This window comes from Pseudomonas sp. MF09150 (genome assembly GCF_059862355.1).
The window spans coordinates 101,072-124,772 of sequence record NZ_JCBCUS010000012.1 but is presented as its reverse complement, the minus strand read 5'-3'; the positions used below and the strand labels follow the sequence as shown (position 1 = coordinate 124,772).

Below are 23,701 nucleotides of genomic sequence, written 5' to 3'. Positions count from 1 at the left end.
CACCGGCCCGCAGTTGCTGCGGGCCCGCTGCAAACCCTGACGCACGCCTCTTCTTTCCCACCACCAATTTTGACTGGAGGACTGATCATGCAAAAAAATCTGCTTTTCGCTTTGGCCCTGACGACCTCGCTCTGCGCCTATGCGCAGGCATCTGCGGCACCTGCGGACGTGGTTGCCTACACCTACGGCATGCACCTGGACATCGCCCAAGTGCTGAGCATGTCGCCTGTGCCAGATGTGTGCGGCCCGGCGCCAATGCACATGACGTACCGCGACTCCCAAGGCCAGACCCACGTCCTGGAGTACAGCGTGCTCGGCAACGGCTGCTCCAATTGAGCGTCACCCTTCCCCCTGCTACTGCGAGCTATCTCTATGAAAGCGCTAATTGACGGTTTCCTGAAGTTTCAAAGCGAAGCGTTTCCTCAGCGCTCCGACCTGTTCAAGCACCTGGCGACCACCCAGCACCCCGGCACGTTGTTTATCACCTGCTCCGACAGCCGTGTGGTGCCGGAACTGCTGACCCAGCAAGAACCCGGTGAAATGTTCGTAGTGCGCAACGCCGGCAACATCGTGCCGTCTTACAGCCCGCACCCGGGCGGTGTGTCGGCGACGGTGGAGTACGCCGTGGCGGTGCTCGGTGTGACAGATATTGTGATTTGCGGCCATTCCGATTGCGGTGCCATGACGGCCGTCGCCAAGTGCAAATGCATGGATCACCTGCCCGCTGTCGCCGGTTGGTTGCAGCATGCCGAGTCGGCGAAGGTGATCAACGAGTCGCGCTCCCACGCAAGCGAAGCGGCGAAGGTGAGTTCGATGGTTCGGGAGAATGTCATCGCCCAGCTGGCCAATATCCAGACCCATCCCAGCGTGCGCCTGGCTCAGGAAAAAGGCCTGTTGAGTTTGCATGGCTGGGTCTACGACATCGAGACCGGTTCGGTGGATGCCCTGGACGCCGATCATCGCAGCTTCAAGCCCTTGGCCAAGCACCCCGATACCTGCGCCGTGCAGAGCCGCATCGGCAAAGCGGCAGCGTGAGGCATTGGCCGCCAACCCTTGGATAACGGCGCGAGCTAGTTGAGCGCCGCCGTTTCCAGCATCAGGTCCTTAAACGCGACGGACGCCACGCTGTGGTAGTTGTTTTTACGCCTGAGGATCGAGACGCCACGCTGGGGCACCTTATCCTGCAACAGCAGCTTGTGCAGGCCACGATCCTGGGTGGCGATGGACTCAGGAAGAATGGTGGCGACGCCGGTGTGGCGAATCACTTCCAGCAGGGTGTTGACCGAGTTGACCTCAATCACCACCTTGGGCGTGATCTGCGCCGTGGCGAAATACTCGTCGATGCACAAACGGGTGGCGAAATCGGCGGTCAGCAGTGCGAAATCCAGTTGCGCAACCTGCTCGACACTCAACGCGATCTGGCAGTCGTAGAGCGGGTGATCGCGCCCGACCATCAAGCCCAGGGTTTCGATAAACGCCGGGATCGATTCGATGTCGGTGTTTCTGACCTGCTCAAACGCAATCGCGATATCCAGCGAATCATCTGCCAGCCCGATTTCGATGTCGTCCATCGATAACTCGAAGACCTCCAGATGGATATGCGGGTAGCGCTTGATGTAATCCCGGACCAGCGGCCCCACCAGGTACGGCATAAAGGTCGGAGTCATGGCCAGCCTCAAGCTGCCACGGGACAAGTCCTTAACGTCGTGCAACGCCCGCTTGCCCGCTTCCAGCTCCACCAGTACCCGACGCGCGGACGCGATGTAGGCCAGGCCGGCATCGGTCGGCTTGACCGTACGCGAGGTGCGGTCGAACAGGCTGACGCCGAGGCTGTCTTCCAGTTGCCGGATCTGTTGGGAAAGGGTCGGCTGGGAAACGTGCAGCACCTCCGCGGCGCGGGTGAAGCCGCCATTGTCGGCGACCGCCAGCAAGTACCGCAGATGTCGTAGCAGCATCGGAATAACCCTCTATGAGGAGAACACGGCCGTGGCATTGTATATCGCACTGGATGCCAGATCGGGGGTACGCAACTGCAGGCCCAGCGACCAAGCCTCTGCGCACAAGGCAAAAAAAGCTGGCCGCCCTCCAATGCACGCTCACTCCGGCATTGTCCGCCTCACCAAAAGCGCAGCTCACCACCGGTCATGAGAAACACCAGGGCCATCCCGAACGACCCTAAAAACAGCGGGGCCACGCTGATCACGATTTGCAGGATAACCGCAGCCTTGCAAGCGCCAGACAGGCCGTAGCGCATCCAGTACAGGACGTGGAAGATCATCGTCAGGCCGTTGGCAACCCAGGCCGCGCCGATGGCCAGCATGTAGTTTTGCTGGGCGATGCGCAGCAACATGATCAGCACACCGAAAATGGCGACCAGTGACGAGGCCACAAGCAGGCGTGACGGGCCCGAAGACACAGGTTGTGGGGCAGGTGTGGGCATTGGGTTTCCATCCGTGTGAATGTGAGCAGATTCCTTCCCCACGCAGCTCGCCACAGCAGGAGCATGCCGACTGGACATTGGCCACGGGGTATTTCCGGGCGCGTATTTAACACCACATCCGGCTGTGGCGCCCAAGCTATTGCGCTTGCCCGGCCACAGAGGCGCCAACCTGCAGCCATTGCACGGCTGACTGTAAAGAAGATGCGAAGTCGCTCGAAAAACACCACGGGCCCCGTATGATTGCCCACCGCTTCAGCGCAACGCACGACCGCGGGCTGATGCTCCTTCCTCTTCCAGGCTTGTCATGACAAAAATTTCTGTTTCAGCATTCCTTGCCTTGAGCCTGACGGGCTGTGTGGGTGCCTGGGTCGACACCACCAGTAAAACCACGAGCAAATCCAGCGCCCACGATCAGCTCACCTCTTACAACGAAAAACCGCTGATTACCCGTTCGGAAAAATCGCCCTCGACCCGCGAATGGTGCGGCACCACCTTGTTGGTCGTGATTATTCCGATCCCGCTCAAGTTACCGGTCTGTGAGTCCTACAGCGAAATTGCCTATGGCAAGAACGTCTATGGCGTAGAAAAACCGCTGCTTTACACCAGCCAGAGCATGACCTCGACGTTCTACGCCTGCGGCCCCTTCATGTTTATGGCGCCGCTGATGCACAGATACCAGGGCAATGCCTTGTGTGGGACATTTCCTTGAAGGGGCGAAATCGAATCACCGCCCACACTCGAGTAGTCGAAAAGGATCAACCACTACTGCCGGCAGCCCAAAGGCTTATAGCCGGATCTGAATCAATTTTTTTCAACTCACTCATGCAAGCTTCAAGTTAATCGGAGGCTCTCATCTCGAAATAATCCGCCTCTAGGTCAACCCTCTCACAATGATCAAAAACTTTATTAGGCTGACAGGCGAGGATATAAAGTGACGACACTCAATTCAAAATATTTTCCGATTTGAACATATCTACTTTTTCTCGTAACAGTGACTCACTAGTGGCAATCATCTCGGTGTATTGGCTGTTCTGAAACCCCCATAACGTCGACATAAGCTCCTCTTTGTGACCGACAAGAAAAGGTGATGTAGTCACAATATCGATGCCATATTGATTCTCAATAAATCGATCAATAGTATTCTTATAAGGATCTCGATAATTCTCGTCCCACCTCATCACCTTATCGAACACCCTTGAACTATAGGTATTAAGCACAGTACTAGTCATCTTATCGATATAAACCAACTCTAATCCGCCAATCGACTCGATCTTTCTAACACTAGTCTCAGCATGCAAGTTAGCAATCAGGCCAGAGACTATATCCCAACTATCTCCTTGATCTTCGAGATGCTGGTGAATTCGGTCAAGCTTTTCTTTCCAGCCATCACAAAACTCAACATCGTCCTCGCAAATAGTAATTTTCTTCAGTGCCTGCTCATAAGCTTTGCGCAAAATAAACTTATAGCTGAGCCCGCACCCGACCCACCCCATATTATGTCGCAATCCGGGAAAGTACTGAAACCCTACCCTGTTATCTTTTTCAAAGTCCGCTCTTCGCTCTGTTGACTCAGGAAGACCAAGGCACACAAACTCAGAATAAAACTCTACATTATGACCAGCAATATCGTAAAACTTATCAAAACAAATACTATCGGTGGCCAATAAAAACCTATGGAAATAATACTCAAAATAATCAGGAGCCAATAGCAGCGCCTGCTTATTTTTAGCAATTTTTTCTTCCCGGCGAGTTTCGCTGGACAACCAATAATCGATTCGCCGCACCATATCATCGATATCGCCAATCTTAGAAAACTCTACAACACCCTCAAGATTACTATGCTCAGTAATATCCGAACTGCGCTCCGAAACAACCAAGGCATGCCTTGAAAGACATTCATAAATACGAGTCGTTTCGAGAAGTGCGTCTTCATAGTAGTGAATATTGACAACTATTTTTGCCTTTTCGATCTCCCGATAAAGAGACTCGCCAAATACGTTATCAATGACCTTTACCGTATATTTTCCCTGGAGTGCAGCAAGGTATCTTTGACGCCGCTCGTTGTTTGTATCGCCATAAAAAAGGACATCATATTCCTTACTCAGACAAGTAGATTCTGAAACGTACGGATTATATGAGATCGGAACATAATATATTTGCTTTAAACTTAAGCCTTTTTCCTGAAGAAATTTAATATTTAGGAGAGAGTAGTCCAAGATCGCATACGAATTTTCAAGCAGTTTTATGTAGCTTTCTTCAAACCAACGAGAGCTGACTGACTGTTCCATTTGAAATGCCACATAATTACCCGGTAGCACCGTGAAAACTTGTGGGCAAATGACAAAATGAAGAGAGGAGTCAAAACCGCATAAAGGTGCCTCAAAAATTATGTCCGTTAGAAAACCTGCCTTTTCCATATTTCGCTTGATTAGTTCAGCAACGAAAACACAGTGCTTTGTTGTTAACACATGAGTGACAGCTTGATGCTTAAAGCCACTTAAAGACGTTTCCACTGAATATTTAATATTGAGAAGATCATCTACCCGGCTAGAGGACGCCGTAAATCCGTTATTAAAAATATAGCGAATTGCACGTAAAAGAATCTGCGGCTCGGACTTTATCACTCTGAGTGCATGTCCTGCCTTTACAGCCTTTACTTTTAAAGCACATATCAGCGAATACCATAATCGCCTGCTTTTTCGTAAGGGTGCAGTGACCTTCCATGAAGAGCTGGCCAAAATTTCATCCAGAAACCTACCTCTTTCAAACTGCTCAGTAATAGTACGGGTAAGGTTCTCTCTTTCGCTGGCAAGATCTTGATTAGATTCGGCTAAGAGCTGATTAGACAAAGACAATTCTTCATTCATTTTCAGCAATTCCTGCTGCCTTTGTAAAAGTTCTTGCTTCTCGGCGCCAAGTCTACCGATGTCCTCGGTTATACGGCTATTTAACTGCTTCAATTTTTCCATATTACAATACACTACCCCACGCTTCATAATACCTATGAGAGAGCTCTTTTCTTCAAAAATATATCCATACGCACGCATGTGCCACTTGAGTATCTCTAGCGCTGAAGGGCTCTGCAGTCGAAATCGAATATAGTTAGGATCAAATGCAGAATTGAACGGTATTAGATAACAAAACATATAAAATGCTAGACGCTTGACGTTACCCTCGCATGAACTCCCTTGAGTTAAAAATGCAAAAGAGCTGTCCCCCAAAAGGGTGACCTTACGTTCAAACAATAAAGCCTCCAGACCGACACTGGAGTTTATAGTGATAATTTCTTTGCACGCTGATATAAATTCAAGACTATTAGGTGATTCGTCTATTTCGAAGCCACCTTTATTAATAGTAAAAATGCTATTTGGATGCACCCGCACAAGAATATCTTTTTTACGAAAGCAATTGGAATATGCAATCAGCGAGCTATTATCGTAGCTGCTGCCAAAGGCGACTAAGTTTGAATCATCTTCAACTTGCAAAGGAACGCCGACGCTAGTTCCAGATGAGCAAGGAGAAAAATCATAATCAGCAGAAATGAAGAACGCTCTAAGCTCCTCAACGGTGATCTCCTCTTCACCCATTTCGTCCACAGCGTCGAGATAACGTCTTTCAGCCTCCGTGTTCCCGTTAACACCAGTAAAATCAAAATAGGCAGTCCCGCGATAATTTGGCGGTCGAAGTGGACCTAATTCAATATGAATGACGGGAATCTTATATGTCTCGGCAACAGCTTCTAGTGAAGGACAATTCAAGCAGGATAGTATTACCTCGCAACCTAGCAATTCAGGGGCAGATAATATCCGTTTAAATTCGACCTCGAGAAAAGGTATACGCTCTGTCACTAATCTTTTAAAGGCAAGAATAGGATTATCACCACACATAGATAACAACTGCATAAAGATGTTATCTTGGATATGGCTAAAACGGTGCCTTGCCAATACCGTTTCGCTGGGAAACTCATAACCCAAGCTTTCAAAAGACGCAGTTTCAACTTCCCAGCGCTGGGCCTCCGAAAAGTGCTGTTCACCTTGAAGATAAGAAGGTGACATTATAAAGTGCAGGGATTCTTTGGACTCTTGCAAATACTTGTAAAACATCCAGAGATAAGGAGCATCCGAGCCGCGAAACGGAAAGGGAGATAAAAATATAGTCAGCATTATAAATCTATTATATTAATAGTAATTGGAGAATAAACCACACCTACTTGCTCACGAGGAGTCCAAAACCGTAAGCGCTGCATAGGTCTACGCTGGTCAAGCTCTTCCCGCTTTCCAAAAGATGTGCACGAAAGTCCACAGTGGACCAGATACTCACTGGCGCTAAGAGGAAGGCAAACCGTGTACTCAATCTGGCATTGTCCTTCACGTAGTTTTATCGCCGTGCCTGCACTTAGATTATTATCTCCCCAGACATCACCGCCTTGAGCTTTGCTGAGCGACAAGCCCAAGACTACTTCTTCAATATTTTCTGAAGACCAGATAAGAAATGAAAAACGTAAAACCTCACCCGACTTAACAATAGGCCGCTCTAATATGCTACTACCATCAGCCCTATACACCTCCATGCTTTTAATGATGGCCCGTGCAGATCCAAATCTTTTCTCACTGGTCTCAATATTAAGCTCCGACGCCTGAAACCTTTTCAACTGTTCCAAAGAACAGTCATCTGAAAACTTATACCGCGAAATTAAATCATTCGGCTTCGACTGAGAATCAACCATGCCTTTTTCATACGTTAACACTGCCGACAAAACGTCGTTCGTATCTTTTATCACTTGTCCATTCGCAATGACCAGGCAGCGGTTGGCATATTCCAAAATGCTACCAGTAGAATGAGTAACCATTAAAATGGTGGTACCCATATCCCTCAGTCTTTCAATACGCTTGAAACATTTATATTGAAAACCTATATCACCTACTGCCAATGCCTCATCAACAATCAAAATATCGGGTTCAATACAAGCCTGAACTGCAAAAGCGAGACGGACATACATTCCGCTCGAATAGGTTTTTACTGGCTGCTCAATAAAAGATCCGATGTCAGCAAAGTCAATTATTTCATTGTATCGAGCATCAATTTCTTGCTTGCTCAACCCAAGAATACTTCCATTCAGATATATATTTTCCCGCCCACTAAATTCCGGATTAAAACCAGCTCCCAGCTCCAGTAACGCTGCAACCCTGCCATTGACCTGGGTAGTGCCTGAAGTACTATCGAGGGTACCGCAGATTACTTGCAAGAGCGTTGATTTACCTGCGCCGTTACCACCAATCACCCCAATGATTTCGCCTTTCCGGATTTCGAAAGAAACATCTTTCAGCGCCCAAAACTCACGGTAATATTTTTTCTTATTTAGTCGCAGAAAACTTCGAACAAGCGGAAGTATGAACTGTTTGAGTCGATCCCTCGGCGCGTCATATACGTGAAAGCATTTGCTAATATTTTCTACTTTAATCGCGAATTCACAGGACATCGGCAAATCCTTTGCGAGTTCTTTGAAACCAAGCAAAACCAATCATGGAAAAAACAAGGCTTTCAAAAAAATAAAATCCGAATTTTTCAAAGTCAGGAAGCTGCCCTTGAACCATCACCTCTCTCATAAATTCGATAGATAGAGTAAGGGGATTGAAATAAAGAAGTGTCTGATATCCTTCTGGCAACGCTGATACCGGGAAAAAAACCGGAGACATAAAAAGCAGCATCGTGATAGTGACCCCAATAACCTGCGATACATCTCTGAAAAACACCCCAAGAGATGATAGCAACCAGCTAGCCCCTAACGAGATAAACACGATCGGCATGAGTATAAGAGGGACTAAGAATATAGTAAGCGGCGGCCTAGTTATAAAAATGCTATAGAATGCCATCCAAACAAGCAGACTGACCAAAGAATGGAAAACTGCAACTCCCAAAGAAACGATTGAAAGAACCTCTAACGGAAATATTACTTTTTTCACATAGTTCGCATTTGACAAAACCAACGAGGGTGCCCGGCTGACAATTTCTGAAAACAGATTAAAAACGATTAGCCCTGCAAACAAAACCAGTGCAAATTCGGCCTTTGAGTCGCCACCTCCATTCCAGCGCGCCTTGAACACTACGCTAAAAACAAAGGTATAAATCCCCAGGACCAATATTGGATTGAACAGAGACCAAAGCAATCCAAACATTGAACCTTGATACCTACCAAGAATTTCCCTCTTTGTTAAGACACCAATTAGTCGACGATTCCCCCACGCAGATTTGAAAGCTTCCACTGGAGAAGCGGAATAATCTTTCATAAGAAAACTGCCTCACTAGTTCAAACATTAATTGCATACTTGCGAACAACAACGTGTATCAATCCTCCTGCAACCAAAATCAGGAAACACACGTATTTGGACACTCAAAAAATCACATTGAACAGATATCAATTCTCGCTCACTTCAGCAGTTATTTGCTTAAACTCTATTTAGCAAAATAGCGAAAACCAGCCCCAAATTCCCATACAGTGTCTGACGATACAACCTCGCTTGTCGCATCATAAAAAACCTTAAAAAGAATCTTTGCTTTCTTGCGGACTTGAAACAAGCCAACGTGTACTTACTTTCTTTAGTCAATCGATGCTCTAATGCTTCAAGAGCTTGGATATTTTGGTCGTTCCACTCACAAAAACTTCCTTTTAGAACCATAAACATTCTTTTTAAGCGCGCGAAAAAGCTCGAGTTGCTCCCCACTAAATTTCCATCATGCTGACGGTATAAAACCATGGGTTCAGGGTCATAAAAAACTGAACCTCCAGCTCCAGAAATAAGCTGATATGCCCACCAATCATGAGACGGTACAACAAGATTATCACCTGCCTCTTGGAGGAGAATGCGTGCAGCCTGGTTAAAAACCATAGTATTACCACCCGCAATGTTCTGAACCAATGCGTTACAGAAGTGCGGAGGAAGGCCGAACTCTGGAGAAAAACCGCATACGTCTCCAGACGCTCCAATCAACTTTGTTCGTCCGCAATAGATCGCAGGAATATGACTTGGTACTTTACCGAGCCAATCAAGAGCTTTCTGGAGCTTTTCCTCTCGCCAGATGTTATCCTGATCCGACCACGCATAAAAGTCCGCCTCAATATCAGCGTGACATGTCAAAAAGAGAAAGTTGGCAGCAAAACCTCGCCGAGGCCCATTAAAAGTTTGAATTAAACCTGTCTGCCACTGCTTCGTAGATTCCCGCAGCAAATCCAGCGTCCCATCTTTCGAACCATCGTCAGAGATATAAAGAATCCAATTACGATAAGTTTGATCTTCAAAAGATCGAATCTGATCAGTCAGAAATGATGAGCCATTATATGTACACATAAGTATAGCGACCTTCGCATCTTTAACTGCACAAGCCACCTCATTACTATGTGATTCTAAGCTCATACGCACATTTAGGCCCGCAAAACACTCTTGCATATTAAGTTTCCTTCAACGTAAAGCGCGCCTCATCCTTTGCCATAAATGGCTAAAGCCAATCAACTTTCGTTTACTATTTTGAAGGCTAACTGATGGATCAACTGCTAAATAGAGCAACGTCCGACCTGACATAAGCATCTCGTAAAAGCACACAAAATTTTCTTTTCAAGATGATTGATAATACCCCCCATACACACCCGAAAAATAAGACAAGTCTGAAATAGACCCTCTAAAGCCAGTAAAAACTTGAATAATTAGCATTTCAACCCTTCGGCTTACCAAAGGCTATAGCGCTTACACATATACGTTTTAACTTCCCCCTATTACTTAAGCCCGACCTCACCCATCTATAGAACACACCGTACAAGCTATGACTCCCGAGTACATAGCACACATCTCAATAAAAAAGCCGACTTATTCCAACAAATCATTACATCAGTGGCCTTTTTTAGTTTTCATTGAGGGCACACGAAACCAAACCGCTTCAAATTTTATGTAGTTTCTTTGTTGATCGATGTAGCACTTTCTAAAAATATTCAAAACAGGGTTAAAGTTCTTATGAGGCCTTATTTAATACAGAAGTAGCTTTTAGAACCACTGACGCGCTCTTTATGGCTTCGTTGCTACGGGCAATGTGATATTGCGTACGCAGCGTTGTCGATCAGGCATTCCCACTGGACCAGGCGCTTACCGGCGATGGCGAAGGGGTGCCGTTTTTCTCGTTCATGCTGTTCGAGTCGATGCTGTATGTGATCGGCATTGCCTACGTGACCCTGGCCATGGTCAAGGAGCGGATCGAACTCAAGTTCAAGGCCGCCGCCCTGCGTGATGCCCTGACCGGTATCGGCAACCGCCGCGCGTTTATGCTCGGTGCCGAGCGCGCCCTGCTCGACTGTCAGCAGCGTCAGGTGCCGGTCGCGTTGTTGCTGTGCGACCTGGACCACTTCAAGCGCCTGAACGACAACTTTGGCCACCAGACAGGCGACCTGGCCTTGATCGCCTTCAGCCAAGTGCTGGCGCAGCAACTGCGTGCCAAGGATGTGTTTGCCCGTATTGGCGGCGAAGAATTCGCCTGTCTGCTGGCAGATACCGATCAAGCCAGCGCACTTTCGGTGGCCGAGGGCATTCGCAACGGCTTCGCACAGCTGACAATGCTCGAACCTGGCTTGCTCAGCGTCAGCATCGGCGTGGTGACCAGTGAGGAGGCCGGGTACGAGCTGCCACGCCTGCTCTCGCAGGCGGATCAGGCGTTGTATGGTGCCAAGGGGCAGGGTCGCAATCGGGTGCAGGCGGTGCCGCGGGGGGTAGCGGAGGCCCAATCAGGCTGAGTCAGGTGACCGTTGCGCCCATCCCCCTGAGAGCGCGACCTGCCTGATCTTGCTGATTGCGCTTGAATGAACTGTGACCCATGCCCCAAAGCCCTATAAAAAGGCACTTGGCCAGTATTTCCGGCAGTGCCATCGCCCGCATAAACTCCCCGCTCTCAAGGACTCTCGGATGACAAGGAATGTGGAATAAACAAGCCGCTATCAATCACTTGAACTCGCATGCTCACGCCGGCAGTACGGGGCGCTGTGCGGCCTATACCCGCCAGGCGATCGAAGCCGGCGGCGGTGGCGTGATTTTGCACAGGAAGCACTCGGCCAAGGACTTTGGCTCATCCCTGACCTCCGCCGGTTTTGTCGAGCAGCCGGCCGGCCAGGCTCCTGAAGCAGGCGACGTGGTGATCATCCAGCCCATTCCCGGCCATCCCCATGGGCATATGGCGATGTTCAACGGCAAACTCTGGGTGTCAGACTTCAAGCAGTTGCATGGTTTCTACCCGGGGCATTCCTATCGGGTGCAGAAACCCGACTACAAAATCTATCGCCATCCATAAGGGGTCATCCATGAGAATGCTTTTCTGCTCGCTGCTGGCTGCCGTCGCCTTGCATCAGCCACTGGCCCTGGCGGACTGCGCCAGTTCGCCCAAGCCGGTCACCGAGGCGTTTTACAACTGGTATCTGCAAACCTACAGCCAGGACAAGGATCCGCTGACCGACAGCGTCCCGGAGATGAAGAAGTATGTCTCGGACGCGCTGATCACTAAGATCAAGAAGCAGATGGCCAGCCCCGATGGCCTGGAAGAGGACTACTTCCTCAAGGCCCAGGACTACATGGATGAATGGCTGACCCAGATCAAGGTCAGCGAGCCGCAAATCCAGGGCTCCAGCGCCAAGGAGCAGGTCACCCTGGGCAGCACCCCGGACACCACCCAGATCCTTGATGTGCAGATGATCAAGGATAAGGGCTGCTGGAAGATCGACGACGTGCTGTCCACCGCCGACCAGAGCGACTGACCGGCCGCCGCCGTCAAAAGAAGCACCGATTGCGGCTGAGCGCAGGTCGTCGAAGCGACCGACCTGCGCTGCCGATGTGCGCTGGCAGCAGCCGCGCAGCCTCCACTCAACCTACGGTTTGACCGGTGCTATCGGCCCCGGGGCTTTTACCTGGGTCATCAGGTCATCGTCCCACTGCCCCTCGACCTTGACCTGGGCCAGGGCACCCAGCTCCATGGCTTCGATCAGGTTGTGGTTGAGGTACACGTAAGTGCCCGGTTGCTTGAAGGTGTAGAGCGCGGCCAGGGCCGAACCGCCGGGAAGGAACCAGGTCTCCAGGTTGCGCTGCGGGGCATTGGCGAATTTGCCGGTGGTCCAGACCCAGTCACCATGGCCGCCGATCAGGTGTGGACGGCTGTCGCGATTGGCCTGGGAATGGATAAACAGCACGCTTTCGCCGACTTTGGCGGTCAGCGCGTTGGCGCCGGTCAGCGCACCGACCCGACCGTTGAACACGATATGGCTCGGGGTCAGGGTGCGCATCACTTCGCGGGTGTCCTGGTAGCTTGAGGCCAGGTCCGGGTAGTCCTTGTAGTGCCCGTCCTTATCCTTGGGGATATACAGGTCGAACTCACCGATGGTGTAGGCACGGTCATAGTGCAGGGGCTTGCCGCCTGGGTCTTTCAACCCGTCACGGGGCAGCACCATCAGGGTCCCGCTCATGCCCGAGACCACATGCCAGGGGACCATCCCCGCCGGTGCGCAGTGGTAGACAAAGGTGCCGCTGCGGTCGGCCTTGAAGCGCAGGACCACTTCCTGGCCCGGCAGCACCTGGGTCAGCGCCGCGCCGCCCAGGGCCCCGGTGGCGGCATGAAAATCGATGTTGTGCGGCATGGTGTTGGTGGCCGGGTTGCTCAGGGTCAGCTCGACGTAGTCGCCCTCATGCACCACCAGGGTCGGACCGGGCATGGACCCGTTGAAGGTCATGGCTTGCAGCGTGGTGCCCTGGTCGTCGATGACCATCTTTTTCTCTTCGACACGCATGTGAAACTGCATGACTTTCGGCGGCCCGCTGACCACCTGGTCATGGGGATGCACCTGGGGCGGTGTCACCAACTCCACCTTGACCCGTTGCAACCCGTCGGCGCCGCCGGCCAGTACCGAGGTGGCGGCACAACCGCAGGCCACCACACACACCTTCAACCACGACTGAAAAGCCCCCATGTGCATCTCCTTGCCAATGAACGGTGATTCATTGCAAAGCAAGCCCGGGCGAGTCGTATTGTCTTGCGGCAATAAATCACGCTGGCGCCCTGCCAGCGCACGCACTGATTCAGGGAAAGGTGATCGAGGACACGATAGCGGTGATCTCGGCCAAGGTCCGCGGGCTCAGTTCCAGGGGCTGTGGATCGTTTTCCGCGGCGCCCAGCAGCACGTTATCGCCGTGCACCAGGCAAAAGCTGACACGGCCGAAGCTGTCCCGGCCCGGGTTGCGAAAACCGAAGATAAAGCCACTCCAGTTGGCCCCTTGCAGGGGCTTGAACACATAGCTGTTGGCCGGGCCGGCCTGGGGGCTCGGGACCCAGCCGTGCCCGGTGAGGGTGGCCGGGCATTTGTGTTCACTGTCCTGGCGCAGGGACTCGATGGCCGGGTTGTATTCTTGCGCCGGGTCCGGCGTGTACGGCCCCTGGAAGCTGAAATACTCCGGACTGTCGCACATCAGGCCGAACCATTTGTCCTGGCGTGCACCGGGTTTCCTGAAGCTCCAGGCATAGCCGGAATTGGTTTGTGCCTGCCACAGATAGGGTCGGTTGCGCGCCCGATCGCCGCGCTTTGCCTCAATAAACAAGGCATGGGGAGTGACGAAGGTCAGGGACTGCTGCTCAGCCAGTGGCAGGCTGAATTGGCAGCCGTCCAGGTGCATCACGGCCACCGCAGGCCCCGAAGCCGAGGCGGACCACCCGTTCTGATTGCCCACTTCCACCGTCGCCGCCATGGCCGGCACACAGATCAGGGCCAGGACCGCGCACCAGCCGCGTGCCTTGCACGGCGCCGTCACGGGTAGCTGAAGCGCTTGACCAGCGTCAGCTCACCCGGAGCGCGCATGGGCACGATAAACGACTCGGTCTTTTCATTCGGCGTGCCTTCCTCGGTGATCAGCGTGACCTGGGCGGTGGTCAGCGGCTGCACCGCGTCAGACTGGCTTTCGTCGTCATCGTCGGTGCTGCGATAACCGCCGCCGTAGTAGTTCACGTACACCAGGTACTGGCCTTTGAGCGGCGCCGGCATGGCGAAGATTTCCGGACCGTAGCCGGTGGTCACGTCCACATCCAGGGCCGCACCGTTGGGCGCCACGCGGTCGCCGTACCAGACGTGAGCGCCGTCTGGGGTGATCAGGTGCAGGTCGAGGTCGGTGTTGTCGCTGTCCCAGGACAGCAGCACCCGCAACTTCGGTGGCGTGGCGCCGCCGCCACTGTTGAGAAACTGCACGCGTTTGCGTTGCTGGCCATCGGCGCTGCGCACTTCCACGCTGTTGCTGCCGTTGGTAAAGGAAAACGGCCGATCGAAGCGCCCTTCGCCATCCAGTTTGAGGGGCATGGCTACGCCGTTGACGATCAGTTTGCCCGGCTCGCCGCTGGCCTTGGGCGCGCCTTTGATCTGGCCGCTGATGCGCGCGGTGTCGGACTGGCCGGCCGGGGTGTTGACCGATGAGGCCGGGTAATTGACGGTCTGCTCGAACAGTTCGCCATCGGCCGCGCCGGTGCGCCAGCCGCCGCGTGGGGTGTCGAGGTGAATGCTGCTGTCGGCCAGGGCCGGCGCCAGGGTGAACAGCCCACAGAGCAGCAGAATGACCGGGGGATAAGGAAGTTTCATGGCCTATTCCAGTAAAAGGTGGCGGGCAAGCCCTTCGATGTAGGTTTCATCCTGGCCATTGGGATGAGCTTCAAAGGCCAGGTGCAGGTATTCATGGGTCAGGTCCAGGCGGTCCTGGAGCGACAGCACGCCGCGCACGTAAATGCGCTGGCGCTCGCGATCGACATACGGCCGGCCAAAGGCCAGGCGGCACACCGCAAAATGGTTGACTTCGTTGTAGCCAATCTCCCGATCCAGGGGCTGGCGCCAACGGCGGCGCTGGTTTTGCAGCCAGTCCTGGGCCGCCGGCAAGGGTTCGCAGGAGGCCACCGGGTTGTCCCAGCGGCTCAAGCTGGCCCTGGGGTAGGCATGCAGCAGGATGGCGTCGTAGCGCTGGCCGGACCGGGCCTGCTGCACCGCCTGTTGCCAGGACAGTTTGTCTTCGCCGGTCTGATCCGAATGGTAGGTAACCTGGGTCCCGGCCAGGATCAGGTCGCTGGTCCAGGCCGCAACGGCCCGCGCCTCGCGAGTGGCCGGACGCGGCGCCACGCGTTGGCGGTCGCTGCTGTCGTCGATGCTCAGGCACTCGCCGCTACGTCCGGCGTTTTGCAGCAGGTAGGTGCGGATCGCCACCGCCAGGGCCTTGGCCGCCTCGACCGGTTGCGCGCTGGCTTCGCGCTGCAACACCCGCGCGACGTATTCCTCACGGTCCAGGCGGGCCACCAGGCGCGGTTGGCCGGCGTCCTGCTGCAAGAACAATTCGCCGCCGCTGTGGATGTCCAATTGATTGCCGTTGACGAACTCGACCCGGTAATCGCCCTGCAAGGCTCCGGTCTTGATTGCCTGGCCGTTCTGGCTGAGCCGTTGTATCGGGTAGCGGGAAAACAGATTGACCGCCACGCAGCGACCTTTATCCAGCGGCTCGTTGACCGGCAGCACGGTGGCCAGGGCCTCGGCATAGTCCTTCAGCACCCGCTGGCTGGTGCCACGGCCCCCGACCCAAAGCGGCGTGCCATCCGCCAGCCAACCGGCAAAACCACCCTGGCGCGATTGCACGTCCTGCTCGCCGAGCCAACTCCAGGTCTTGACCCGCAAGCGCCCGCCGAGGGCACCGACCACCAGGCCGTCACCCGCGTGCAGCACCACATCGAGCAGTACCCGACGCGCCTGGTCCTGGGCCGGCAGCACGGCCAGCATCTGCAACAGTTCGGCCACCGGCACCCGGGTCTGCGGCTGCAACTGGTTCAGGTCCAGCAACCACGGCGGCGCCTGGCGCGCCTGCCAGTAGCTGCGCCAGGTATCGGCCTGCACCTGCAAACGCTGGGGCTCGAAATACAAACCGCAGGAACGCACCAGCGCCTGGTCGCGACCAATGCTGCCGCCGGCGGTGCAGCAATAGACTTCCTCCTTGGACTGGCCCTGGCAGGCATAAGCCGGCTCCTGGGCACCGGTGTCCGCCAGCCAGGCATAGACGAACAGCTTCCACAGGCTGCCCAACGGGGCCTGCAGGCTGGCCGGCAAAGGCTCGCGCGCCAGCACCTGAGCCTGACTCAGGTGCAGCAGCTCATCGCCCTGGGCGGTTTTCCAGGCCAGGCGCAGCGGCTCGTCCTGGGCTGTTGCCAGCACCGGGATCAAGCACAACCACAGCCAGGCCAAACGCCGTGTCATGTTATTTGACCGTGACCTGACCCAGCGCCGGCTTCTGCTCCGCCGCCTGATGCTCGGGCGCATAAACCTGGAAGTAACGCGCCGCCGGCAGATTGAACTGGCCCTTTTGCGAGAAGCGGATCAGGTGCCGCAGGCGCACTTCGCTTTTTTCGCCCAGCACTTCCAGCGGCACGGCATAGGCCATCTGCCCCGGTTCGAAACGAGCCTTCTCCAGGGACGACGCCTCGGCACCGGCCAGCCCCGCCAGCTTGATGCCCCAGGTGGTGCGCTCGACATCGGCGCCCGGTGGCAGCGGCACTTCGAGCATGCCGTAAGGCAGCGGCTTGCCACCCTGGTTGGCGATGATCACCTCGTCCAGGTACAGGCCATCACTGGCAATCGGCTTGTTGCCCACCGCTTCCAGCTTGAAGGTGAAGCTCTCCTCACCCGGCACCAGACGCAGCAGGCGGCGGCTAATGGTCACCGGCAGCGCGGCGGCAGCCGGCTGCTTGCTCAGGTAGCTCAGGGAGGCCCGCAGCGGACGCTCCTCGGCCCCGGTCAGCGACAGCACGCCAGGCACTTGCGGGCCTTGCCACTGCCAGAAGGTTTCACCGCTGGCGCCCTGCTGCTGTTGCCAGCCCGGTCCAGGTTTCAGCGCCACTGCCGGGGTGGCCTGCTCGACGCTGCGTTGCAGCCAGGTCAGGGCCAGAGCGCGCTCCAGGGTCGATTGCGGCAAGCGCAGGCGTTGCAGCAAGGCCTGGGCGCGAGCGGCATCGAAGGGTTGCAGCGACAGGTTCAAGGCTTCGGTGAACGGCGCCGAGCTGACTTCCAGGCGTTGCCGCGCATCTTCAAGCTGCGCGGCGAAAGCCGGCGGCGGGGTGACCTTGAGATCACGGGCCAGACCGGCGGCCAGCACCCGGGCGCTGGCCAGGCCAAGGGCCGAGTCCGGATCGTTCATCACCAGGCTGTCGTCGCCGTCGCGCTCTTCGTCGGCATAACCGGCACCGGCCTTGGCCAGGTCATCCATCAGGCCGCTGACCAGGGTGTTGACCGGCAACTGCATCTGCCGGGCGAACGACAGGATCAGCGCCCGTTGCAGCAGCGGGGTGTTGCCGGCCTCTTTGGAGTAGACCTCCAGCACCCGCTGCCAATGCTCCGGCGGCAGGTTCAGTTGCAGCACCTTGCTTGCGTGCCAGTCGGCGTAATAGGCGTAGGCGGTGAGGAAGGCGTCGGCATCGGCGTCGCCACCCCACCAGGTGAAGGTGGCTTCGGGACCGGCCATCTGCACCAGGCGCAAGCGGCTGTTTTGCAGCATCAGGCGCAAGCGATCGCGGACCTGCGGGTTGGCGGACAACGCCGGGTACGCCACGCTCAGGGGCAGCAGTTGGCTGGCGGTCTGCTCGACACCGCCGTAGGGGTAACCCAGCAGGTCGTCCAGCACCGAGCGGAACAAGGCTTGCGGGCTGTCGTCCAGGTGCAGGCGCAGGTTGCTGGCGTCAGCCGGCAGGTTCAGCGGCGTATCGCCGTTGGTCACGTCCAGGCTCTGGGTCTGCGCCACTTGCCAGCCGGCAGCGTCGCTGCTCAGGCGCACCGCCAGTGTGTCCACGGCTTTGCCGCCCTGCACCAGCTCAGCGGTCCAATCGCCATTACCCACGGCGATGGCCGGCAGGGCCACGTAGTTGATGCCCTTGTTCAGGGTCAGGGGCAGGCGCTGGGTTTCCCCGGCGTAATGGATCACCAGTTCGGCCTTGACCGGTTGCTCGGCCTGGCTGAAGGCAAAGACCCCAAGCTCCGGATGATCACCGCTGCGGAAACGGGTCGGCCCGCTCCACTTCAGGTACAGCGCCTTGTCGGAACGCACGAACTGCTTCTTCTGCCCGACCTGGCCGTCATCGGCAATGGCGCGCGCGGTGATGCGCCAGCGGGTCAGGGAATCCGGCATGCGGAAGGTGAAACGGACCTTGCCGCTGGCATCGGTCAGCAGCTCCGGCTGCCAGGCGGCGGTGTCGACATCTTCGCGCCGCGGCCGCTCCAGGACCTTGACCCCACGCTCGCTGCGGTTGGCCTTGCCCGGTGCCGCCGGGGTGCCCGGCAACGCCACGTCATAACTGATAAACGACAGGCTGGCGCTGGTGCGCACGTTGTTGCGGCGCGGGTGGTAGAAGAACTGGTCGATGGTCGGGGCCACTTCCGGTTGCAGCGCGTAGACCATTTCGTCGACCACGCTCACCGTCAGGTGCGCCGGGATCGGCTTGCCGGCGAACTGGGTGCTGAGGTCCACGGTTACGGTTTCGCCGGGCTGGTAGCTGTCTTTGTCCGTCGCCACCGCCACGTCGATCTGCGGCGTGATGACCTTGATCCCGGCGTTCTGGAAGCTGTATTCGCCACCCTTGGTGTAGAGCACGGAAAAGGTCAGGTTCGGCGCAAAGTTGCCTTTGACCGGGACCCGCGCGCGGTACTGGGTTGGGCTGAGTTTTTCCACCTTGAGCCAGTCGCCGCCCTTGGACAGCAGCGCGGTGGACTCGACCTTGTCCCGCTCCAGCGACAGCAGTGCGTCGTTGACCGGCTCGGGGAAAGTGATCAGCGCCAGCGCTTCATCGCCGGCCTTGTACTCCGGCTTGTCGAGGACGATTTCCACAGTGCCCGGCACCGATTTGACGCCGTCGCCGGTAACCGCATGGCCGGTACCGCCCAGGATGCGATCGTGCTCGTCTTTCAGGGTCAGGTTGTAGGTGCCCGGACGCTCGAAGCTCAGGGCAAAGCCCTTGTCCGCCGCGGCCAGCTTGCCTTCGCCGGTGCTCTGGTCTTCCAGGCGCACCCAGCTATAGCGGTTGGGCTTGAGGTTCTTGCCTTGTTCGGTGCTGCTTTCGCTGGCGTAGCTGAACTGCACCTTCTCGCCCACCGCGCTGAAACGCTGGGGCGCACTCAGGCTGAAGCTGGCCGCGCCACGCTCGATGAGGATTTCCTTGGTGGTCTTGACCCGGTACGCCGCACCATCGCTGGCAAACACCGTGAGCATGTAGCGGCTCGGCTTGGTGGCGGCCGGCAGGTCGAGGGTCGCGGTGCCTTTGGCGTCAGTGGTCAGTTCGGTGCTGGTCAGCTCGATCGGGAACTGGCCCATGTACTGCAATTCGTTGTCCACCATCGACAGCTGCTGGGAGCGCAGGCCCAGTTCCACCTTGGCATTGGCCACTGGCTTGCCGTCCGGGTACAGCAGCACCAGGCTGCCCTTGATCGGCTCGTTGGTCTTGAAGTCCTGCTTGGCCAGGGCCAGGGAGATTTCAAAGTGCGGCTTGATGTATTCGGCCACGCGGAAGGCGCTGCTGTAGACCTGATCCTTGTAGCTGAAACGCAGTTCATAACCGCCGGCCACGGCATTGTCCGGCAGCTGGAAGCGGCCTTGGGTGCCGGCCTTGGAGTCCAGGTTCAAACTCAGGGACTGCAGGGCGGTGCCCATGGCATCGAGCACCGTGACATTGACCGGCGAGGCACCGGGCTGCACCGAATCACGGGCGTTCTTGAATTCACGGCCGACGATTTTCAGCGACACCCAATCCCCCGGCCGGTACAGCGGCCGATCGGTAAAGGCATAGAGCTTGGTGTCGTAGATTTCGCTGTCGTAGTAGAAGTTTTCCGAGACAAACACCCCGCCCTCTTCGTCCTCGCCAATCACGTAGGAGCGTTCCGGGCTGACGTGCTTCAGGCGCAGCAGGCCATCGGCATCGGTGGCACCACTGCTCATCACGCCCAGGCCGTCGGTCCACAGCACATTGACCTTGGGCACCGAGCTGCCTTCATGCTTGCGCGCGGCCCAGACCAGCAGCTCGTCACCGGCGATCTTGCTCACGGCCACGGTGTTGGAAACAAAGACCATGGTGGTCGCCCGGTACTTGCCCACCAGCGCTTCCACCAGGTACAGGCCCGGCTTGAGATTGCCCAAAGGGATATAGACGTTACCCGGCGCGACGCTGACGAACTCGCTGGAGGAACCCGCCAGGTTGACCCCGGCCGGTGGCTGGATCGGCTTGGCTTCCCACAGCGGGTAGCGGAACTGAGTCACCAGCGGCAGGCCCTTGATCAAGGCGAATTGCGGCGGCGCATCAAATTTGGTCGGCACCAGCATCGAGTTGCCCATGCGCAGTTCCGGCACTTCGTCGATCACCTGCTTGCGCGACTCGTAGGAGAACGCACGCTGCATCACCCGGCGTGACTTGCGGTACCAGTTGTCCCACAGGTAGGCGGTGGTGTTGGACAGGCCTTCGCCCTTGAACTGGCCATCACTGACCACCCGGTGCAGGTTTTTCTGGCGCTTGAGAAAGTCCAGCGGCTGGTTGATCCGGTACACCCGGATGTCCGCGCCGCCGTACGGCTCCATGCGGTAGCGCCGGTAATCGCGGCCCGGTGCTTCGAGGCGCACCATGGCCTGCTCGTCGCTGGCAAAGCTGCTGTCGGCCAGCAGGAAGAAGCTCTCGCCGGACACCGGCGCGTAGTTGCTGGACAACACCGAGTCTTCAGCATTGGCCAGGGACACCGGCACGCAAAGGGCCAGCAACAGGCTCAGGCGAAACAGAAAACGGGGCATACGCGATTCGCTCATTGGGTGAGGAAGTTCAGTCGATAGACGCCGATGAAGTTGGGGTTGGCTGAGTCGGGTATCCATCGGGTGTCCTTCCATGTCATCAGTTGCTGCACGCTAGCCGAGCGCATGCCGTTGTCGGTGGGGGTGGTGGTGCCGGTGTGATAGGCGATGTTGCGGCCCATCCAGATCATCAGGTGCTGGTCGTCGCCCTGATCGAAAAACATCAGGTCGCCGGGACGCGCCTGGGCCAGGTCGCGGCCAACCAAATGGCTGTTGAACTGGATCAGCTTGATCGCATTGACGTAAGGGCCGACCTTGCCGCCGCCCTGCTGCCATTGCTGGGCCAGGCTGCGTTGCGCCGCGCTCAATTCCAGCTCGGGCGGCAGGTAGCGGTTGGAGATGCCATTGCTGCGCAACCATTTGCCGTCATGCACCTTGAGCGCTTCGTTTGCGGCAAAACGCACCAGCCCGGCACAGTCCTGCTGATACCAGCGGGGGCTCGGGCCCTGGGTCAGCTGTTCCTGGGCAATGCGCACGAACCAGGCGCGAAACACCTGGGACTGCTGGGCGTCCAGGGCCGGCGCCGGTGCCGAGGCCGCCTGGGCCGCATTGCCCAGCAGCCATAGCGCCAGCCAGCAACCGCCCAGGCTCCTGCGCAACGCGATCACAGCGCACGCCATTGCAGGGGCAGCCATTGCCAATGGCCATCCGGCTCGCTGCCTTCGGGCAGGGTCAGGGCGTACTTGCCGTAGCTGCCGAGCTTGCGCAGCTTGGGCACCAGGTAGGTTTGCGCGGCGTTGTTGAACACCGGTTCCATGTCTTGCGGCAGGCTGTCGAAGGTTTCCTGCTGCATCAGTTGCGCCAGGGAATCCGGGCCGAGGTAGACCGGCACCAGCGCGTCCTTGGGCACAATGTCAGCCAGGGGCGGGAAGCGTTTGTCGAGGGTGCCCAGGGCCTTGTCCACCAGCTTGTCGTCAAGGGAGAACAGCAGGGTCGAACCGTGCCGCGCCAGGCTGACCTGGAGGAAGGCCCTGCCGGAAATGGCCTGGGGGTCCTTGGCGTCCCGGGCCGAGTACTGCCCGAAGTTGGAACTGACCTGGCGCTGCCACTGGTGGCTGTCGCCCTTCTGCTGCTCGGTCACCGGGAAAATCCGCTCCGGCACATTGGGTTCGTTGGCGCCGACCATCGAGCCGAACAACGTACCCAGTTCAGCGTCGAGCTTGGCACTGTCCTGGTCCTTGAGACTGGCCACCAGCAGCGGCGTGTACAACCGCGAATCGGCATACCAGCACAACCCGGCCGCACCGGCCATGTGCTCGGTCAGGGCCTTGGCCACCGAGGCCTCGGCGCCCAGCTTCACCAGCAATGGTTGCTGCTGCTCGGCCGCGAGCGGCAAGGCCACGCAGGCACTGGCGCCCATGGGCATGGCTTGCCAGATCGGCTTGAAGTCGAAGTCCGGCTGGTTTTCCTGCTCTTCCATGGCCAGGAAGCTGTGCCAGCCCTGCTCATCCATATCAAAGCGCAGGCCGGCGAAGTTCGGAATGAACCGCTGGTACCCCATGGCCAGCACGCTGGCATTGACCGTCAGCCGCTGTTTGATCTCGGGCGTGCGCGCTTGCAGGCCGAAGGCTTCGGGGAACAGCTTGTCACCCTTGAGCAGGGCCTCCAGGGATGTGGTCGAAACATGCCCCGGCTCGTCGCTCGGGCCGCTGCCCGGGTCGTAGAGTTTGCTGGGGTTGGACAGCACCACCAGCTTGTCGCCATGGGAGGCGAACACCAGGGACCTGCCGGCATTGAACGTCAGTTGATAGAGCGCCACGTCGTCGCCGGCCACTTTCAGGTCGCCGATCTTGCTCAGTTGAGTGTCATCCAGCGCCACCTTGGCCAGGGGTTCCAGCAGTTTGGCCAGGCCACCACGGTCCATCACCAGCAGGAAGTCCTTGAGCCGGCCATCGGGGGTGCGCCACAGGGCCACATCCGCCGGCTGGTCGAAGAGTTCCTCGATCAGGCTGTCCTGCAGCTTCAAGTCATGTTCGTAGACGATCCGCCGCAGGCTGCCGATCAGGCCGAGCCGGTCGGCATGGGACTCGTAATAGAAGACGAAATCCTCGGTCAGGGTTTCGCGCAGGAACGGCACCGCCAGCAAGTCCTTGGGCAGTTGGCTCAGGGAGTGGGTTTCGAGCAGGCCATCGGGCCGGCTGAGGCCGAGTTTTTCCCCGGCCAGTTCCGCCACCGGGGCTTTGGATTTATGGAAAAACCAGCCCATGCCACCGGCTGCGGCGGCCACCAGGCACAGGCCAAGCGCCAGGGCCGGCCAGCGCCGTTTGCTGGAGAGTTGTTGCGTGCCTGGCACGCCAGCAGCCGGGGAAGCAGTGTTTTCGCTCATGATTCGCAAAGCCCAATTCATCCGTGGAGCGGG

18 protein-coding genes and 1 pseudogene are annotated in these 23,701 nt (G+C 56.6%); 6 read left to right on the top strand and 13 right to left on the bottom strand.

Features of this window, described 5'->3' with window-relative positions; translation table 11 throughout:
- The first annotated feature begins 87 nt into the window (after window positions 1-87).
- The gene (locus AC19YX_RS30985; protein WP_078471627.1) at window positions 88-336 is read left to right on the top strand and encodes a DUF2790 domain-containing protein; all 249 of its coding nucleotides are present in this window, start codon (window positions 88-90) and stop codon (window positions 334-336) included.
- Between the two features lie 36 nt (window positions 337-372).
- Window positions 373-1,035: a carbonic anhydrase gene (locus AC19YX_RS30980; RefSeq protein ID WP_078471626.1), complete on the top strand. Its 663-nt coding sequence runs from the start codon at window positions 373-375 to the stop codon at window positions 1,033-1,035.
- Between the two features lie 35 nt (window positions 1,036-1,070).
- On the opposite strand, the gene cynR is transcribed toward AC19YX_RS30980, so the two are convergent.
- Window positions 1,071-1,955 (bottom strand): transcriptional regulator CynR, encoded by an 885-nt coding sequence (cynR, locus tag AC19YX_RS30975; RefSeq protein ID WP_078471625.1) that lies wholly within the window; start codon window positions 1,953-1,955, stop codon window positions 1,071-1,073.
- Between the two features lie 161 nt (window positions 1,956-2,116).
- Entirely contained in the window at window positions 2,117-2,350 is a 234-nt protein-coding gene (locus AC19YX_RS30970) for a hypothetical protein (protein ID WP_238596165.1), read from the bottom strand.
- 394 nt (window positions 2,351-2,744) lie between these two features.
- On the opposite strand from AC19YX_RS30970, the gene AC19YX_RS30965 reads away from it, so the two are divergent.
- Window positions 2,745-3,149 carry a hypothetical protein gene (locus AC19YX_RS30965; protein WP_500607749.1) on the top strand — a complete coding sequence of 135 codons (405 nt, stop codon included), beginning with the start codon at window positions 2,745-2,747 and terminating at the stop codon, window positions 3,147-3,149.
- A 232-nt stretch (window positions 3,150-3,381) separates the two neighbouring features.
- On the opposite strand, the gene AC19YX_RS30960 is transcribed toward AC19YX_RS30965, so the two are convergent.
- The 4 genes from AC19YX_RS30960 to AC19YX_RS30945 all read right to left on the bottom strand — a co-directional run bounded on the left by AC19YX_RS30960 (window position 3,382) and on the right by AC19YX_RS30945 (window position 9,885).
- Complete coding sequence (locus AC19YX_RS30960; RefSeq protein ID WP_500607748.1) at window positions 3,382-6,603, bottom strand: GT99 family glycosyltransferase N-terminal domain-containing protein; 3,222 nt, start codon at window positions 6,601-6,603, stop codon at window positions 3,382-3,384.
- Window positions 6,603-7,919: an ABC transporter ATP-binding protein gene (locus AC19YX_RS30955; RefSeq protein WP_078471621.1), complete on the bottom strand. Its 1,317-nt coding sequence runs from the start codon at window positions 7,917-7,919 to the stop codon at window positions 6,603-6,605. Before AC19YX_RS30955 ends, AC19YX_RS30960 begins: the two co-directional genes overlap by 1 nt.
- Window positions 7,909-8,727: an ABC transporter permease gene (locus AC19YX_RS30950; protein ID WP_078471620.1), complete on the bottom strand. Its 819-nt coding sequence runs from the start codon at window positions 8,725-8,727 to the stop codon at window positions 7,909-7,911. Before AC19YX_RS30950 ends, AC19YX_RS30955 begins: the two co-directional genes overlap by 11 nt.
- 159 nt (window positions 8,728-8,886) lie before the next feature.
- A complete protein-coding gene (locus AC19YX_RS30945; protein WP_500607747.1) occupies window positions 8,887-9,885 on the bottom strand; it encodes a glycosyltransferase family 2 protein in 999 nt (332 codons plus the stop codon).
- Window positions 9,886-10,523: 638 nt separating this feature from the next.
- Here AC19YX_RS30945 and AC19YX_RS30940 point away from each other — a divergent pair.
- The 3 genes and pseudogenes from AC19YX_RS30940 to AC19YX_RS30930 form a co-directional block, all read left to right on the top strand.
- A pseudogene (locus AC19YX_RS30940) lies at window positions 10,524-11,213 on the top strand (GGDEF domain-containing protein); the annotation flags it as partial.
- A 179-nt stretch (window positions 11,214-11,392) separates the two neighbouring features.
- Window positions 11,393-11,764, top strand: coding sequence for a cytoplasmic protein (locus tag AC19YX_RS30935; RefSeq protein WP_078471619.1), 372 nt, complete (start codon window positions 11,393-11,395; stop codon window positions 11,762-11,764).
- 10 nt (window positions 11,765-11,774) lie between these two features.
- Entirely contained in the window at window positions 11,775-12,224 is a 450-nt protein-coding gene (locus AC19YX_RS30930) for a DUF3828 domain-containing protein (RefSeq protein ID WP_078471618.1), read from the top strand.
- 111 nt (window positions 12,225-12,335) lie between these two features.
- On the opposite strand, the gene nirK is transcribed toward AC19YX_RS30930, so the two are convergent.
- The 7 genes from nirK to AC19YX_RS30895 all read right to left on the bottom strand — a co-directional run bounded on the left by nirK (window position 12,336) and on the right by AC19YX_RS30895 (window position 23,668).
- On the bottom strand, window positions 12,336-13,427 hold the full coding sequence (gene nirK, locus AC19YX_RS30925; RefSeq protein ID WP_500607746.1) for a copper-containing nitrite reductase: 1,092 nt from the start codon (window positions 13,425-13,427) through the stop codon (window positions 12,336-12,338).
- A gap of 109 nt (window positions 13,428-13,536) precedes the next feature.
- Entirely contained in the window at window positions 13,537-14,262 is a 726-nt protein-coding gene (locus AC19YX_RS30920; protein WP_201128196.1) for a hypothetical protein, read from the bottom strand.
- Window positions 14,259-15,077 (bottom strand): YfaP family protein, encoded by an 819-nt coding sequence (locus AC19YX_RS30915; protein WP_421548959.1) that lies wholly within the window; start codon window positions 15,075-15,077, stop codon window positions 14,259-14,261. Before AC19YX_RS30915 ends, AC19YX_RS30920 begins: the two co-directional genes overlap by 4 nt.
- Window positions 15,078-15,080: 3 nt before the next feature.
- The gene (locus tag AC19YX_RS30910) at window positions 15,081-16,724 is read right to left on the bottom strand and encodes a DUF2300 domain-containing protein (RefSeq protein ID WP_421548958.1); all 1,644 of its coding nucleotides are present in this window, start codon (window positions 16,722-16,724) and stop codon (window positions 15,081-15,083) included.
- Window position 16,725: 1 nt separating this feature from the next.
- A complete protein-coding gene (locus AC19YX_RS30905; RefSeq protein ID WP_500607745.1) occupies window positions 16,726-21,300 on the bottom strand; it encodes an alpha-2-macroglobulin family protein in 4,575 nt (1,524 codons plus the stop codon).
- Window positions 21,297-21,962, bottom strand: a complete 666-nt coding sequence (locus tag AC19YX_RS30900) for a DUF1175 domain-containing protein (RefSeq protein WP_078471612.1) — start codon at window positions 21,960-21,962, stop codon at window positions 21,297-21,299. The genes AC19YX_RS30905 and AC19YX_RS30900 overlap by 4 nt, the downstream gene beginning before the upstream one ends.
- Window positions 21,947-23,668 carry a DUF2138 domain-containing protein gene (locus AC19YX_RS30895; protein ID WP_500607744.1) on the bottom strand — a complete coding sequence of 574 codons (1,722 nt, stop codon included), beginning with the start codon at window positions 23,666-23,668 and terminating at the stop codon, window positions 21,947-21,949. The genes AC19YX_RS30900 and AC19YX_RS30895 overlap by 16 nt, the downstream gene beginning before the upstream one ends.
- Between the last annotated feature and the right edge of the window lie 33 nt (window positions 23,669-23,701).

Bases quoted from the DNA above. Each gene is read 5' to 3' on its own strand.
- AC19YX_RS30905 (WP_500607745.1), bottom strand. From the start codon at position 21,300: ATGAGCGAATCGCGTATGCCCCGTTTTCTGTTTCGCCTGAGCCTGTTG.
- nirK (WP_500607746.1), bottom strand. From the start codon at position 13,427: ATGGGGGCTTTTCAGTCGTGGTTGAAGGTGTGTGTGGTGGCCTGCGGT.
- AC19YX_RS30910 (WP_421548958.1), bottom strand. From the start codon at position 16,724: ATGACACGGCGTTTGGCCTGGCTGTGGTTGTGCTTGATCCCGGTGCTG.
- AC19YX_RS30955 (WP_078471621.1), bottom strand. From the start codon at position 7,919: ATGTCCTGTGAATTCGCGATTAAAGTAGAAAATATTAGCAAATGCTTT.
- AC19YX_RS30970 (WP_238596165.1), bottom strand. From the start codon at position 2,350: ATGTTGCTGCGCATCGCCCAGCAAAACTACATGCTGGCCATCGGCGCG.
- AC19YX_RS30900 (WP_078471612.1), bottom strand. From the start codon at position 21,962: ATGGCGTGCGCTGTGATCGCGTTGCGCAGGAGCCTGGGCGGTTGCTGG.
- AC19YX_RS30915 (WP_421548959.1), bottom strand. From the start codon at position 15,077: ATGAAACTTCCTTATCCCCCGGTCATTCTGCTGCTCTGTGGGCTGTTC.
- AC19YX_RS30895 (WP_500607744.1), bottom strand. From the start codon at position 23,668: ATGAGCGAAAACACTGCTTCCCCGGCTGCTGGCGTGCCAGGCACGCAA.
- AC19YX_RS30935 (WP_078471619.1), top strand. From the start codon at position 11,393: ATGTGGAATAAACAAGCCGCTATCAATCACTTGAACTCGCATGCTCAC.
- AC19YX_RS30965 (WP_500607749.1), top strand. From the start codon at position 2,745: ATGACAAAAATTTCTGTTTCAGCATTCCTTGCCTTGAGCCTGACGGGC.
- AC19YX_RS30945 (WP_500607747.1), bottom strand. From the start codon at position 9,885: ATGCAAGAGTGTTTTGCGGGCCTAAATGTGCGTATGAGCTTAGAATCA.
- AC19YX_RS30980 (WP_078471626.1), top strand. From the start codon at position 373: ATGAAAGCGCTAATTGACGGTTTCCTGAAGTTTCAAAGCGAAGCGTTT.
- AC19YX_RS30985 (WP_078471627.1), top strand. From the start codon at position 88: ATGCAAAAAAATCTGCTTTTCGCTTTGGCCCTGACGACCTCGCTCTGC.
- cynR (WP_078471625.1), bottom strand. From the start codon at position 1,955: ATGCTGCTACGACATCTGCGGTACTTGCTGGCGGTCGCCGACAATGGC.
- AC19YX_RS30930 (WP_078471618.1), top strand. From the start codon at position 11,775: ATGAGAATGCTTTTCTGCTCGCTGCTGGCTGCCGTCGCCTTGCATCAG.
- AC19YX_RS30950 (WP_078471620.1), bottom strand. From the start codon at position 8,727: ATGAAAGATTATTCCGCTTCTCCAGTGGAAGCTTTCAAATCTGCGTGG.
- AC19YX_RS30960 (WP_500607748.1), bottom strand. From the start codon at position 6,603: ATGCTGACTATATTTTTATCTCCCTTTCCGTTTCGCGGCTCGGATGCT.